At 39.8% G+C, this 15,390-nt stretch carries 13 protein-coding genes; 2 read left to right on the forward strand and 11 right to left on the reverse strand.

The genetic code is table 11. The features are described from left to right. Window positions 1-92 precede the first annotated feature (92 nt). Window positions 93-1,256: an MFS transporter gene (locus C0J00_RS09550; RefSeq protein WP_104968633.1), complete on the reverse strand. Its 1,164-nt coding sequence runs from the start codon at window positions 1,254-1,256 to the stop codon at window positions 93-95. 84 nt (window positions 1,257-1,340) lie between these two features. Here C0J00_RS09550 and C0J00_RS09555 point away from each other — a divergent pair, with 84 nt between their 5' ends. Next, window positions 1,341-2,006 carry a cyclic nucleotide-binding domain-containing protein gene (locus tag C0J00_RS09555; protein WP_104968634.1) on the forward strand — a complete coding sequence of 222 codons (666 nt, stop codon included), beginning with the start codon at window positions 1,341-1,343 and terminating at the stop codon, window positions 2,004-2,006. Window positions 2,007-2,025: 19 nt separating this feature from the next. Here the strand turns inward: C0J00_RS09555 and C0J00_RS09560 are convergent, their stop codons facing one another. The 3 genes from C0J00_RS09560 to C0J00_RS09570 form a co-directional block, all read right to left on the reverse strand. Then, window positions 2,026-3,354, reverse strand: a complete 1,329-nt coding sequence (locus C0J00_RS09560) for a uracil-xanthine permease family protein (RefSeq protein ID WP_104968635.1) — start codon at window positions 3,352-3,354, stop codon at window positions 2,026-2,028. Between the two features lie 275 nt (window positions 3,355-3,629). Continuing rightward, on the reverse strand, window positions 3,630-4,175 hold the full coding sequence (locus C0J00_RS09565; protein ID WP_104968636.1) for a cysteine hydrolase family protein: 546 nt from the start codon (window positions 4,173-4,175) through the stop codon (window positions 3,630-3,632). A gap of 54 nt (window positions 4,176-4,229) precedes the next feature. Beyond that, window positions 4,230-5,549 carry a nucleobase:cation symporter-2 family protein gene (locus tag C0J00_RS09570; protein WP_104968637.1) on the reverse strand — a complete coding sequence of 440 codons (1,320 nt, stop codon included), beginning with the start codon at window positions 5,547-5,549 and terminating at the stop codon, window positions 4,230-4,232. Window positions 5,550-5,768: 219 nt separating this feature from the next. Between C0J00_RS09570 and def the strand changes: the two genes are divergently transcribed. Beyond that, entirely contained in the window at window positions 5,769-6,383 is a 615-nt protein-coding gene (def, locus tag C0J00_RS09575) for a peptide deformylase (protein WP_104968638.1), read from the forward strand. A gap of 144 nt (window positions 6,384-6,527) precedes the next feature. Here the strand turns inward: def and C0J00_RS09580 are convergent, their stop codons facing one another. The 7 genes from C0J00_RS09580 to C0J00_RS09610 form a co-directional block, all read right to left on the reverse strand. After that, on the reverse strand, window positions 6,528-7,517 hold the full coding sequence (locus C0J00_RS09580; RefSeq protein WP_104968639.1) for a lipoate--protein ligase: 990 nt from the start codon (window positions 7,515-7,517) through the stop codon (window positions 6,528-6,530). Window positions 7,518-8,438: 921 nt separating this feature from the next. Further along, window positions 8,439-10,202 carry a dihydrolipoyl dehydrogenase gene (gene lpdA / locus C0J00_RS09585; RefSeq protein ID WP_104968640.1) on the reverse strand — a complete coding sequence of 588 codons (1,764 nt, stop codon included), beginning with the start codon at window positions 10,200-10,202 and terminating at the stop codon, window positions 8,439-8,441. 163 nt (window positions 10,203-10,365) lie between these two features. Next, a complete protein-coding gene (locus C0J00_RS09590) occupies window positions 10,366-11,757 on the reverse strand; it encodes a dihydrolipoamide acetyltransferase (RefSeq protein ID WP_104968641.1) in 1,392 nt (463 codons plus the stop codon). Between the two features lie 105 nt (window positions 11,758-11,862). Next, the gene (locus tag C0J00_RS09595) at window positions 11,863-12,861 is read right to left on the reverse strand and encodes an alpha-ketoacid dehydrogenase subunit beta (RefSeq protein ID WP_104968642.1); all 999 of its coding nucleotides are present in this window, start codon (window positions 12,859-12,861) and stop codon (window positions 11,863-11,865) included. Window positions 12,862-12,888: 27 nt separating this feature from the next. Further along, window positions 12,889-13,857 carry a thiamine pyrophosphate-dependent dehydrogenase E1 component subunit alpha gene (locus tag C0J00_RS09600; RefSeq protein WP_104968643.1) on the reverse strand — a complete coding sequence of 323 codons (969 nt, stop codon included), beginning with the start codon at window positions 13,855-13,857 and terminating at the stop codon, window positions 12,889-12,891. A 313-nt stretch (window positions 13,858-14,170) separates the two neighbouring features. Next, a complete protein-coding gene (locus C0J00_RS09605) occupies window positions 14,171-14,767 on the reverse strand; it encodes an NADPH-dependent FMN reductase (protein ID WP_199773967.1) in 597 nt (198 codons plus the stop codon). An 88-nt stretch (window positions 14,768-14,855) separates the two neighbouring features. Beyond that, window positions 14,856-15,284, reverse strand: coding sequence for a MarR family winged helix-turn-helix transcriptional regulator (locus C0J00_RS09610; RefSeq protein WP_104968644.1), 429 nt, complete (start codon window positions 15,282-15,284; stop codon window positions 14,856-14,858). Window positions 15,285-15,390 lie beyond the last annotated feature (106 nt).

Consider the following 15,390-nt stretch of genomic DNA (forward strand, 5'->3'; position numbering starts at 1 on the left):
TCCGAGTCCTAGGATTGGCACTCCTAAAACCAAGAAAAAGTTGGTTTTGTCGATTACCGACTTTATTATTTTATCAAATTATAGACTTAGGGTCAATTTTTTCTTTTTGAAAACAATCGACCTCCCAGTAAGCAAACTGACATACTAAGGATGAGTAAAGCATATAAGCCAAAAACACCAGTTGAGGTATTTGTTAAAGCGCTCAACACTTCTAACGCCAAAGCTGTTGACCCTCCTCCTAGATTGCATCCCAGAAGAACCAGAGTTGTCGCTGTTGCAACAAGATGAGCAGGCATCTTTTCTGAGATGGTATGAAAAGCGTAAGTCACAGCTAAAGAATAGAAGAAACCTGACATCAAGGCGCCAATTACTAAAAATAACCAGTTATCAGCTTGCCATAAGATGAGGCAGCCTAAACCAAAAATCAAGCTAACACCAACTTGGAAGAATTTCCCTAAAAAATCCATCAAGGGAGAGTATAAACCTCCCGCTAAAATCCCCATAATCATCATAGCACTCAGTAGAATACTGGATTGGGACGCTGTTCCTAAGTCGAGACTCTCCACAACTTGAGGAATCCTAATAGTGACTGAGGAATTGACCAAGATAATGAAGCCCGCATAGCAAGCAGTCCCAACAATATAAAGTAATTGCTGGTAAGAAAGACGAGTTGCTTTTACCTGAGTTTGCTCATGGTCTTCTTGTGGGGCTTCTGGTACAAACGCTAGGTACATGATTAAAATCAATAAACCAAAAGCATAAATCGCAAACGAAGCGGACCAGGAGACACCCAAGAATTGTCCTGCCAAAAAGGTCAGTACTGCTGAACCCAAAACTTCCATAGAACCTCTGAGACCAAGCATTCGACTACGATCTTTTCCTGTAAAGCGTTCACTAATAATATTAATAGCACGCGCATTAAGCATACCAATCCCACTTCCCAAAAGGATTCGTGAGACAAGTAACAAAGGGTAACTTTGGAAAACAACCGGTAAACTGCCTCCGACAGATAATAACAAAAGACCAATAACAATAATGACCCTTTCTTTTAACAATCGGTTGATGAATGGACTTAAGAGTAGAATCCCCATGATAGCAAAAGAAGACAGGGGAATAAGCCGCTCAATTTGCGAAGCTGTGTAACCATTTTTTTCAAAATGACTAATCATCTGAGGTAGGGCTGGTGATATGGCAAAAGTTGATACCAACATTAGAGATAAGGAGAGCAGACTAGCTCTTTCAAGGGTAGACTTCATAAGGAACCTTTCTTGCACAATTAAACTATGCTCAGTATAATGAATCTTAAGTGTTATAAATAGGACCTATGTCCTAAAAGGAGGATGAAAACGATTTTTATGGACAAATCAATCGAGGACCACTTAACTAATGAGGCCATACACCATTTTTTCCCAGAAAAATATCATCGCTATTTACGGCTTATTACTTATCAAAAAGGAGAAGTCATTTGTTATCAAGGAGACCTTTTGAATCACATCTCTTATTTTCTATCTGGCAAAGCTAAAGTCATTCGACAATCTGCAAACGGTAAGGAACATATTTTAGAGACTATTCAAACCCCCACTATCATCGGTGATATTGAACTTCTGGCTCAGAAGACTGCTGTCTCTTCTGTTATCGCATTAGAGGATTGTCAACTGATTCAACTACCACTTTTTGATAAGGCAGAGTTATTATCGGATCCGCTGTTTCTATATCAAGTTGGTCGAGAAATTGCGCTAAAATGCTATCAACAGAATGTCAGCTCATCTACTAATATCACCTACTCTGTTAAAGAGCGTTTAGCTAGCCATATTTTAAATATAGCCAATACAGAAGAATTCACACTGGAATTGTCCCTTTTAGCTGATGCTTTTGGAACCAGCTACCGTCATTTAAACCGTGTGGTGAAACAAATGCTTGATGAAAATATTATTCAAAAAACACGCTTCAAACACTACAAAATCACTAATAAAAAAGCACTTCAAGCCTTGGCAATCCAAGATTAAAGTGCTTTTCCAATTCTTACTACTCTTGTTTTGGATGAGCTGACGGTAAGACAAGATTAAGAATGACACCAACAATGGCACTTAGTGCTGTCCCTGAAAGCGTCAAGGCTCCCAACTCAAGCACAGCACTGCCCAAACCGAGAACAAGCATGGCACTAGCGATGATTAGATTACGTACTTGAGAGAAATCCACACGACTTTCAATCAATACTTTCAAACCATTGCTTGCAATAACACCATAAAGTAGAATGGACATGCCTCCTAATACAGCATTTGGAATCGTTGAAATCAAGGCCGTAAATTTTCCAAAGAAGGAGAAGGTAATAGCAATCAAGGCTGCGTTACGAATCACTGATACAGAGGCAATCCTTGTCATTCCGATAACGCCAGTGTTTTCTCCGTAAGTCGTATTAGCAGGACCACCAATCAAAGCAGATACTGCTGTTGCCACACCATCCCCAATTAAGGTATACTTTAGCCCTGGATTTTTTAAATATTGACGACCAGTAATTTGACCAAGAACCGTATGATCACCGATGTGTTCAGCAATCGTTACAACTGCGATCGGTAAGATAGCAAGCATTTCTGGGCCAAAATAGAACTTATAGGTTTGAAAATGACCTGCTTTAAAAGGAAGGTAAAATTGAGGAATTTCAAACCAAGCTGCTTCCTTAATAGGTGTAAAGTCAACCAAACCAAGGAAAGCAGATAGCACATAACCACCAATAATCGCTACTAAAAATGGAATAATTTTGATAAAACCACGACCACTTGTATTGATAATAGCAGCAATCAAGAAGGTTACTGTAGCTACCAAGATATGGCGCCAATCAGAATCTGCAACAAAACCGGCATTGGTCACCGCAGAACCTGCCAAGCCCAAACCAATCACAATAATCATTGGTCCAATAACAATAGGGGGTAGTAATTTGTCTATCCAAGATGTTCCCACTAAGCCGACAAGACCTGCAATCAGAACATAGATAAGCCCGACAAAGAAAATCCCCGTTTGAGCCGCTGAAACATCACCACCCATGGCTTTTATTGCAGTTGCCATCGCCGTAATATAGGCAAAAGAAGAACCTAGATAAACGGGCACTTTAAACTGAGTAGCAACTTGATAAATCAAGGTTCCAATACCTGAAGCAAACAAGGCAACTGAAACTGGCATACCCAAGATCAAGGGAACTAAAATAGTAGCTCCGAACATGGCAAAAACGTGTTGGAAGCTAAGCAAAATGCCTTTACCAAAGGCCGGCTTTTCATGAACATCTAAAAGCAAATCGACTTTATTCAAATCAACATCAATGACTGAATGTTCATCTGTAGTAATCGTGTTTTGTGACATATCTCCTCTTTCTCTGGGCATAAGAAAAGTCATATTCACATGGAATACAACCCCTTTTGTCTACACAAAAGGACCCAGCTATATCATATAGTCATAGGCCCTCAATTGTTTAATCCTCAAAAGCTGATAGAACACATCTTTTTTTGAGTATTTTCCTTGATGTCTTTCTCACCTCACGGGATGAGTTTAAAAACCTACGCTTTAAATATTTTAACACAAGGTTATTCAAAAAGCTAGCTATTTTTTCTATTACTCTTTACCATTTCTAGATGAAATTAAACTTTTTTAATGACTTCTTCAGTCCGTATAATTGTTGCAAATTCATCATGTAATGTTGCAATACTAATATCATGAATCGTTTGTGCAGGAACACTATTACCTTGATGATCAGGTAAATCAAAAGAAGCTGTCGCATCCTCTACTAAAAAAGTATTAAAACCATAATTACCAGCCATTCTGGTTGTTGTTGATACACAATGAGGAGTTGTCAAACCAGCAATGAATAACGTATCTATCTCTTGGTCGTCTAAATATTTTTTTAATTCAGTACCTATAAAGGCACTGTTTACTGTTTTGGAAATCACTTTTTCACCCATCTTTGGTGTCACAATCTTTTGAAATTCAAAACCACTTCCTTTGTAGAAAAAACGAGATTCTGGAGATTTACTGAAATGATTAATATGAACAATAAGTTCTTTCTTTTCTCGAAAGAAGTTCAAGAGTTTGCCAGCTTGTTTCTCAGCATCCTCATTGTTACGAGCACCCCACGAACCATCTCTAAATGTTCTCTGAATATCAATTAAAATCAAAGCTCTCTTCATATTAATTTTCTCTTTTTACACCATAATACTTTAATAACCAAATCGACTACCTTGTTATTTTTTCTCTTTTAATGCAAGATTCAAAACCAAGGCTGCTAGTGTTCCTGTTGAGATGCCTGATGAGAGGACCATTTGGATGGGCATTGGTAAACCTGATAGGAGTTCGGGACGAACGGTTACTCCAATCCCTAATGCGAAGGCAACAGAGATGATCAGTAACTCGCGGTCACCCATTTTCACAGTCGCCAGGGTCTTAATCCCCTGTGCGGCAACTAGTCCAAACATAATCACTCCAACACCACCTAAAACTGGCTGTGGCATGATCGAAATCAAGGCTGATACTTTTGGAAAGACTCCGAGGATTGCCAAAATCAAACCGGCAACTACCATGACGTGACGGCTAGCGACTTTGGTAAGGGTAATCAACCCAACGTTTTGAGAGAAGGCTGTGTTTGGTCCTGCACCGAAAACTCCTGCAATCATAGAACCAACACCATCTGCCAAAACACCGTTGGCAGCACGTTCGCTGGTGATTTTAGTATCAGAAGCTTCTCCAATGGCCATCATAATTCCAACCGTACCGATGAGCGATACCACATAAGCAGGCACAAAAGATAGAATGGCAGAGAAATCAAAGGTAACACCGTAATTGAAAATCTTTGGAAAGGCAAACCAGGCTGCCTCATTGACCGCTGATAAGTCCACTTTACCCAGAAAAATACAAAGGATGTACCCAAAAATCATCCCGATAAAAACAGATGCTGTTGACCACATCCCTTTACCATAATGGTTTAGGATAAGGGTGAAGACCATGACGACAAAAGCAATGGTAATATTTTCCACAGAAGCATAATCCTTGGCACCAGAACCACCGGCTGCCCAGTCCATGCTGACTGGTAAGAGTGTGATACCGATAAGAGCCACAACGGTCCCTGTAATCAATGGCGGAAAGAATTTCATCAATGGTTTAATAAAGCGGCTAAGAACGATTTCTACCAAAGAACCAGCAACAGTTGCTCCAACAATCCCAGCAATGCCAAAACGGCTTCCAACAGATATGGCTGGATTGGCAAAGGTAAAGTCTGTCCCCATCATCCCTGAGACACGAGATCCGATTGGCCCCAAACCTTTGGATTGAAGCATTGTCGCTATTCCAGCTACAAAGATGGAGGCAGATACCATGATTGATGTATCTTCGACGCTAAGTTTGAGCGCACCAGCAACAACAAGTGGTACTGCAATAATACCAGCAAAGGCTGCAAGAATATGTTGCAAAGCCAATACAATTGATACTCCTACTGGTGGCTTGTCCTCAATTTTATACAAGATTTGTTCGGATGTTTCCTCTAAAACCAACTTTTTTTCTAAAGACATCTAATATTTCCTCTAAAAATAAAAATATATTTCATTCTAACATCATTTTTTCTTTTTTTCAATGATTTTATCGAACTATTTTATAGTTATATTTATTTTTGTTCGTATTTTTATTTTCTTAGCTTACAAATCTTGCGTGATCAAAACTTTAACTGACTTTCATTTTATGATATAGTTAAAAGTACGAAAACTATCAATAAAACTAGCAAAGGAAACCATATGTCACCGATTGAAAAAATTACCAAAGCAGCGCATTTGATTGATATGAATGATATCATCCGTGAGGGCAATCCGACTCTTCGCGCTAAGGCGGAAGAATTTACTTTTCCTCTTTCAGATCAGGATATTATCCTTGGTGAAAAAATGATGCAATTCTTGAAACACTCACAAGACCCTGTTATGGCTGAAAAACTTGGCCTTCGTGGTGGTGTTGGTTTAGCTGCGCCACAATTGGATATTTCAAAACGTATCATCGCTGTTCTTGTTCCAAATCCTGAAGATGAGGAGGGGAATCCACCTGAAGAGGCCTATAGTCTTCAAGAAATGATGTACAATCCCAAAATTATCTCTCATTCTGTACAGCAGGCTGCGCTTGCAGATGGTGAAGGATGTCTTTCAGTCGATCGTGTGGTTGAGGGATATGTTCCTCGTCATTCTCGCATTACCGTCGAATACTTCGACAAGGATGGTCATAAACAAAAGCTAAAACTCAAAGGATACAATGCCATTGTCGTTCAACATGAAATAGACCACCTTAATGGCGTCCTTTTCTATGATCGCATCAATATTGCAGAACCCTTCAAAATCGAAGAAGGGGTTATTATCTTAGATTAACATACTAAAATGAAGTAGTGGGACAGCTCCGAAGCACGAGAGCACCCACTACTTTTTGTTATATTAATATTGATGGTTGAAAATAAGTTCGCTGTAAATAGAGGATAATAAAAAGGCTAGAACCTTATGTCCTAGCCGACTGTTTTAGGCAACAATAGCTTTAGCTACTTCTTCTGTTGTCATGCGTGAGAAATATTGTGTGGTGTCGATTGTTTGGAGTTTTTCAAGAACGTCTTTGTACTCATATCGGGTGCCTACTAAGAGCTCTTCAATATCTTTAGCTGGTTTGACACCAAAGAAGTCTCCATAGATGGTCAAGCCTTTGATGATTGAGTTCTCAACGTTGGCATAGGTTGTGATTTTACCTGCTGGGTAACGAACGGCACGTGAAACTGTGTACTCTGGTGATGAGCCAAAGTTCCATTCCCAAGTATTGAATTGCTCATCGTATGATTTTTGGATGGCTGCCAGGTCTTCATCTGAGAAGACATACTCTGTCATGTCAGGGTATTCTTCTTTCATTTGGTTCAAGAGGGCATCTTGGAACTCCAAAACTGTCATTTTTTCTGGCAATTCGTTATTAATATTGGTGACACGGGCACGAACTGACTTGACACCTTTAGACTCGATTTTATCTTTACTCACCTTTAGAGCATCTCCCAGCACCGTCATATCTACATCAAAGAGGAGGCAACCATGGTGCATCATGCGACCTTTGTGGTAGGCTTGAGCATTTCCGGCGATTTTTTTACCATCAATTTCCAGATCATTACGCCCTGAAAACTCAGCCTTGACACCCAATTTTGCCAAGGTATCGATAACAGGTTTTGAGAACGTTTCAAAGTCGAATGACCCTTCGCCAGCCTTATTAGAAATGATGGTATAGTTGAGGTTGTTCAAATCATGGTAAACCGCACCGCCACCTGAAAGACGGCGAGCGATATGGATACCATGCGCGTCAGTGTATTCTTTGTTAATTTCTTCGATGGCATTTTGATGACGACCGATGATAATGGCTGGCTCATTAATCCATAAAATGAATAGCTCATCCTCATCAACTAGTTCACGAAAAGCATAAGCTTCAAGGGCAATATTGTAATGTGGATTATTACTGGTATTGACAATATATTTCATCAAAAAACTCCTTTATTTTAGCTAGTTTGCGTGTGCAAAAATATACTCTTTAAGTATAATGCAAACGCTAGCAAATAACAAGATATTACAAATCTTTGCCCTAAAATCTATTCAATAACAGTTCTTCTAAGTTTTAGAGACGCATTATACTGTTCAACTTCAAGTGCTCCAAAAATGTATTAAAATAAACTAGATTATTGATAGCTTCACGCTCAATAACCTTCTGACGACAAAACACCTTGATCAATATTTAACGAGATATCTTGCCTAGTTTAAAGTTTAGGTGAGGCAGCATAGTGCTCATCGTTTGTTATCAAATGCTTTAGCAGTTAGATTAAAATAATTTTATGACGAAGACACCTTCCGTTCGATTTTAACGGAAGGTGTCTTCTAATGTAAGAGTTAACTAAGCTGTTGTTTCAAGGACTTTAATCCTTAGAAACAACAGCTTACGATAGAATCTACTGATTAAATCAACAAAAAGAGCAGCAGTCGGTAATACTGCTACTCTTTTTGTTGATTAAACCATTAACTATCTAGACATACTATTCACAATAATCAATTCTTTTCAGCAGATACTAGGCAGCGAAAGCGAAGATTGAATTAAAGGTCATCAAGCTGAGCTTTATACTCACAATAATAAAGTTTAACAATAGGGGCTAATATTATAGATACTTACGACGAAAAATGACCTCGTTCGACATTAATGAGGTCATTTTTCTAGTTCAAGGTTTAGGTGAGGCACCATAGTGCTCACCGTTTGTTATCAACTGCTTTAGCAGTTAGATTAGAATAATCTTATGACGAAGACACCTTCCGTTCGATTTTAACGGAAGGTGTTTTCTAATGTAAGAGTTAGCTAAGCCGCCATAGCGGTTAGCGTCTTGTTTCAAGGACTTTAGTCCTTAGAAACAACTACTCTTATTTACGTTTTGGTGGGTTATGGATAGCTTCACCCAATACATCAGCAAATGCTTCGTACATAACTTCTGAGAAGGTTGGGTGTCCGTGAATTGAAAGGAGAAGTTCATCTACTGTCAATTCATTTTCCATAATAGTTGCTGCTTCGTTGATCATTTCAGCTGCTGCTGGACCAATGATGTGCACACCAAGGATTTCATGGTATTTAGCATCTGCGATAACTTTAACAAAACCTTGGTCTTCATTTGAAGCAATAGCACGTCCGTTACCTGTGAAGCTGTTTTTACCGATAAGGATGTCACCGTATTTAGCACGAGCATCTTCTTCAGTCATACCAACCATGGCAACTTCTGGGTGTGTGTAAACAGCAGCTGGTGTAAATTCAAGGTTAGCTTTGCGAACTTTACCATGCATAGCATTTTCAGCAGCTACTTCACCCATACGGTAAGCAGCATGCGCGAGCATTTTAGTACCGTTCACATCACCTGGTGCGTAGATACCTGGAATAGATGTTTCTTGATACTCGTCAACCTTAATACGGTTACGCTCCATTTCAAGATTAAGGTTTTCAAGTCCATTCATTTGTGGTACACGACCGATTGAAAGGAGTGCTTTTTCAGCAACAACTTCTGAACCATCGTTAAGTTTCAATGTCAATTGGTTGTTTGCTTCAACAATTTCAGAAACACCAACAGATGTCTTGATGTTCATACCTTTTTTAGCAAGAATTTTTTGAAGTTCAAGAGACACTTCTTTATCCATAGCAGGGATGATACGATCAGCCATTTCAATAACAGTAACTTCAACACCGTATGAAGCCCATACAAGTCCAAGTTCGATACCGACAACACCGCCCCCCATAACAGCAAGTGATTTCGGCATTTCACGAAGGTCAAGAATATCGTCAGAAGTCAAGACAAGTTTAGAGTCAATTCCTGGGATATTGATGCGTGATACTTTTGAACCAGTTGCAAGGATAATATTACGTCCTTTGATGGTTTCTGAACCAATTGTAACTGTTTTATCTGGGTTAACTTGTCCAAGTCCATTGAACATGGTTACTTTGTTAGCTTTAAGAAGACCTGCAACACCACCTGTCAATTTCTTAACAACAGAGTTTTTGAAGTCAACTGTTTTATCCATATCGATAGTATAGTTTGTTGAAGCAAGGTTGATACCACGACCGGCCGCATGCTTAATACCATCAAGGATTTCAGCATTTTTAAGGTAAGTCTTAGTTGGGATACATCCCACGTTCAAACAAGTTCCACCGAATTCTGATTTTTCAACGATGGCAATTTTACCACCGAGTTGAGCACCGCGAATAGCAGCGTAGTAACCAGCAGGGCCACCACCAACAACGATGATGTCGTACTCATTATCTGCAAGTGGCGCTTTTTCAGCAGCAGGCGCAGCTTCTTGAGCTGGTGCTTTTGGCACTTCAAGACCTGCAGCTTCAAGGTCTTCAGTCGTACGTTTCACATCAACATCAGATCCTGCAGGTGAACCAGCTTCCACTTCTTCACCAGCTTCACCAATGTACCCGATTGTTTCTGTTACTGGTACCGTTTCACCAGCTTGACGAGTGATTTTCAAAAGAACACCTGAGTCTTCTGCTTCGATTTCCATGTTTGTTTTATCAGACATGATTTCAAGAAGAACATCACCTTCAGCGACAGTATCACCTTCAGCTTTTTTCCACTCGATGATTTCACCCTCGGCCATATCAACACCGAGTTTTGGCATAATAATTTCAACAGCCATTATTGATTTCCTTTCGTAAGATACATTGGGCATTTGAAAGAAGGATTTTTGACAATCCTACGTAGACAGCCATGTCCCACAGATAATCTTAAATCATTCTTCTTTCAGCCCATCTTTAGTTTTTGTTTACAGTAGATGATATAACTAAATTAAATCAATCTCATCAGATAAGCAATTCAAATGGATTTTCCATCAATTTCTTTAGGTCAACCATGAATTTAGCACCATTCATACCATCAACCAAGCGGTGGTCAATTGTCAAGCACATTGCCATGATTGGACGTGCGACAATTTCACCATCCACAACTGTTGGCGTTGGAATCGTTGCACCGATACCAAGGATAGCTGAGTTAGGTTGGTTAATGATTGGGTTAAAGGTCTTAGTGCCAAACATACCCAAGTTTGTGATTGAGAAGGTTGAACCAGACATTTCAGCAGCTTTTAATTTACCGCTTTGAGCTTTCTTGATAACGTCTTTTGATGCAAGAACGAAATCTGACAAACTCATCTTATCAGCACCATGAACAACTGGAACGACAAGTCCATCGTCAAGACCTACGGCAATACCAAGGTTAACGAAGCGATGAAGCTCAATGTCATTGGCGTCATTGATGAGTGAAGCATTCATGTATTCATGCTCAGGTTTCATCAATGTTTTAACAACTGCCATACCAATCAAATCAGTAAAGCTAACTTTAAGTCCTGTTTTAGCCATGATTGGGTCGATGAGTTTCTTACGAAGGGCGATCATTTCTGTCATGTCAATATCGTAATTAAGCGTGAAGGTAGGTGCTGTAAGGTAAGAGTTTGTCATACCTTTAGAGATAGCCTTACGCATTGCTGACATTGGTTTGTGCTCAACGCCTTCAGGAAGTTCAACCACTTTTTCTTCTTTAGCAGGAGCTGATTCTAGAGCTGATGCTGGTTTAGATGCGTCAAGGGCAACAAGAACATCTGATTTTCTAATTTTACCAGCGAACCCAGAGCCTGTGATCGCTGAAAGATCAAGACCTTCTGCTTCAGCTATCTTACGAGCAAGTGGGGTTGCTTTAGGTTGAGCACCTTTGAAGTTTTCAACATCTGCAGCATGAACACGCCCTTTAGGACCAGATCCAGGAACAAGACCTAAATCAACACCTTGCTCACGAGCCACTTTACGAGCGGCTGGAGTAGCACGTACTTTTCCGCCTTTTCCTTGAGGAGCGGCAGCTACTGCTGGAGTTGGGGCAGCTGATTGAGTTGGAGCTGCAGCGGGTGCTGGGCTCGCTTCTTCTGTAGGTGCAGGTGCTGACCCTGCAGTCTCTGTAATTTCTTCGCCAGCTTCACCGATGTAACCAATGGTTTCAGTTACCGGTACAGTTTCACCAGCTTGGCGAGTGATTTTCAAGAGAACACCTGAATCTTCTGCTTCGATTTCCATGTTCGTCTTGTCTGACATAATCTCAAGGAGAACATCACCTTCAGCGACAGTATCACCTTCGGCTTTTTTCCATTCGATGATTTCACCTTCAGCCATGTCAACACCGAGTTTCGGCATAATAATTTCGACAGCCATAGTATTCCTTTCTTAGAATAATTGGGGCTCAGCCCATTATGTCGTAAAATAGATAAGAGGGAGAGTTGTCTTCATTTCCCTTCTTATCCTGATATTTTATTGTGATTAGTTACCGTTATTAGCCATCTTACGGATAGCTTCTTTGATTTTCTCTACATCTGGTAAGATTGCTTGTTCAAGAACACGTGCGTATGGTACAGGCACATCTTCTGAAGCCAAACGAACGATTGGATGATCAAGATAGTCAAAAGCTTCACTTTCAGTAACTTTTGTAGCGATTTCTCCGATAAATCCACCAGTCTTGTAAGCATCATTAACAAGCATCAATTTACCTGTTTTCTTAACAGAATCAACGATCATATCCAAATCAAGCGGAATCAAGGTACGTGGATCGACCACTTCAACATCAATACCCTCTTCTGCAACTTCTTCTGCTGCTTGAAGAACACGCTCTAACATACGTCCGTAAGAAACGATGGTAAGATCTTTACCTTCACGCTTGATGTCACCTTTTCCAAGTGGGATATAGAAGTCTGGATCTTGGTTAACTTCTTCTTTTTTACCATAAAGAGCTTTTGGTTCCATGAAGATAACGATGTTATTATCTTGGATCGATGACTTCAGAAGACCTTTAGCTTCATTAGCTGTACCAGGTGCAACAACTTTGATTCCCGGAATGTGGGTTAACCAAGCTTCAAGTGATTGTGAGTGTTGCGCTGCAGAACCAATACCTGAACCTGATGCCACACGGAAAGTAACAGGTGTTTTAAGACCGCCACCAAACATATAGTTGTTTTTAGCACCATTATTAACAATAGCATCCATCATGATGGTAATAAAGTCCATAAAGGTAACGTCAACGATTGGACGAAGACCTGTGATAGCTGCACCAATAGCTGCACCTGAAATAGCTGCTTCTGAGATCGGTGTATCTTTAACACGTTTAGCACCAAATTCTTCCAGCATACCTACTGACGTACCAAAGTCACCACCATAAACACCAACGTCTTCACCAATAAGGAAGATGTTTTCGTCTTTACGCATTTCTTCAGACATAGCAAGGTTTACGGCTTCACGTAATGCCATTAATTTTGTTTCTGTCATTCTTTCTTTTCCTCTACCTTTCTACTCTTAGTCTACCCATACATCTTCGAAGGCTACTGAAAGCTCTGGGAATGGACTGTTTTCCGCAAACTCATAAGCTTCATCAACTTCTGCTTTTACCTGCTCTTGGATAGCATCTAACTCTTCATCAGTTGCAATTCCTTCTGATGTCAAATAAGCACGGTATTTAAGCATTGGATCTTTTTCTTTCCACTCAGCCACTTCTTCTTTCGTACGGTATTTACCAGCATCAGATGTTGAATGACCAAACCAGCGATATGATTCAACCTCAACGATAGCAGGACCGTTACCACCACGAACATGCTCAACAGCTTTACCCATCGTTTCATATACAGCTAGAACATCGTTACCGTCTTCACAGTAGAAGCCAGGGATTCCGTATGCTTCTGCACGTGTATAAAGGTGCGGTGTGTTTGTTGCGTTTGAGATATCCATTGAGATACCATAACGGTTGTTGATGATAAAGAAAATAACAGGAAGTTTCCAAGTCGCAGCCATATTAACTGACTCATGGAAAGAACCTTCATTAGTAGCACCATCTCCTGAGAATGCAACCGCAATATTATTTGTTCCCTTGTATTGTTGTGTAAGCGCAGCCCCTGTTGCCAGTGCGAAACCGCCACCAACGATACCGTTTGTTCCGTAGTTACCTTTTTCAAAGTCAGCCAAGTGCATAGAGCCACCACGCCCTTTTGAAACACCTGTTGCCTTACCAGCAAGCTCAGCCATCATCCCTTTAAGATCCATATCTTTAGCGATTGATTGACCATGACCGCGGTGATTTGAGAAGATAAGATCTTCGTAACTCAAGTGCGCAACAGCACCAACGTTAGCTGCTTCTTCTCCAACTGAGAAGTGAGTCATCCCTTGAACAAAACCGCGACGAACGAGCTTGTTGATACGCATATCAAATTCACGAATACGTTCCATTTTCAAAAACATATCCATGTGTTGTTCTTTAGACAAAGTAACCATACTGTCCTCCAATAATATATTAATCACTCTTCATGATAACGTAATTATTCACAATTTGCAAGAAAATAAAACGCTTTCTAACCTATAACAGAAGGCTTTGGAATTAATGAAAGTTAGTGATTTCACAAACTTTTTATATGGACTTCTGTTTCATTTTCTAAAACAAATAGAATGCTTCCAAAAAGATCTCAGATTCAAAAAAAAATGCATCCTGCCAAGCGACTAAAACCTTGACAGGATGCATTTCATTATAAAGAGATTAACTGGACTTTTTTCTAAAAAGAAGATTTTTACCAGCCCCTTTAAAAGGTTATTATTCGTTAATAGCTGCAAGAAGGGCTTCAACTTGTTTATTCAAGTCTGCTGAAACTTCTTCAGTGGCAACGAATTTACCGTCAGCCCATGCTGAATCGTTAACTTTTGATGTTGTAAATTGGTCAACAAGATTTGTGCGGATAAATGGAAGAAGTGAACGGTATTGGTCACCAGCTTGCTCATGTCCACCGTTAGCAACAAGTGATACTGTTGTTACTTTATCGTGAATAGCTGATTCTGCTGCTGGGTTAGTTGGATCAAGTGAACGTGACAACCAGTCCAGAAGGTTTTTCACTGTACCAGGCATAGCAAAGTTGTAAACAGGTGAGAAGAACCAGATAGCATCTGCTGCTTGAACAGCTTCACGTGCTTGAGCAACTGATACCGGTACTACTGCTTCTAAATCTTGTGAGAAAACAGGAACATCTGAGTAATCAAGGTAAGTCACATTTGCTTTACCTTCAAGTGCTTTCTCAGCTAATTCTGCCATTTGGTGGTTGAATGACCCTTGACGTAGTGAACCAACAACGAATAAAATGTTTTTCATTTCTTTTTCCCCTTTGAAAAGTGATTTCAATTTAGTAATGATAGTCATAAAGACTCCTTCTAATTAGTAGCAATTTATTACTATGTCGTTATAGTATCAGAACTATATTATCTTGTAAAGAAAAAAGTACTATGTATTACAAATTTTTAAATTTCTTCAAAAGGTCTATCAACTGTAGCTGTTCTGCTTCCGTTAGAACAGAAAATGATTCTTCAACCCGTGCGATGTGCTCCGGTAAAACTTGCTCAATCAATCGGCGACCGTCATCTGTTAAACCAATGACGTAAGCGCGTTTATCTTTATCATCACGACGGCGATATATCCATCCATTACGCGCCATATTTTTCAAAACAACAGTCATATTTCCCGATGTGGCTAGGATTGAGTCAATCAGTTTACCGATATTCATCTCGCCTTTAGTATATAAGACATCTAAAACACTGAACTGTGTTGGCGTAATCTGATGCTTATTAAATACACTTGCCCCCAAGGCATCCAAAGTTCTCTCCGCCTTTCGAAACACAACCATAGCTTTTAGAGCAGTATTACTGTCCAGTCTACTCATCCTCATCTCCTTTAAAGGTTTCTTATACTAATTAGTGCCATCATATCATCAGAAGACCTATTTGGTCAAGAAAAAACAGGAGTTGAAAGGCTTCAAGCTCCTGTTG

The organism is Streptococcus pluranimalium, assembly GCF_002953735.1.
Taxonomy (GTDB): Bacteria; Bacillota; Bacilli; order Lactobacillales; family Streptococcaceae; genus Streptococcus; species Streptococcus pluranimalium.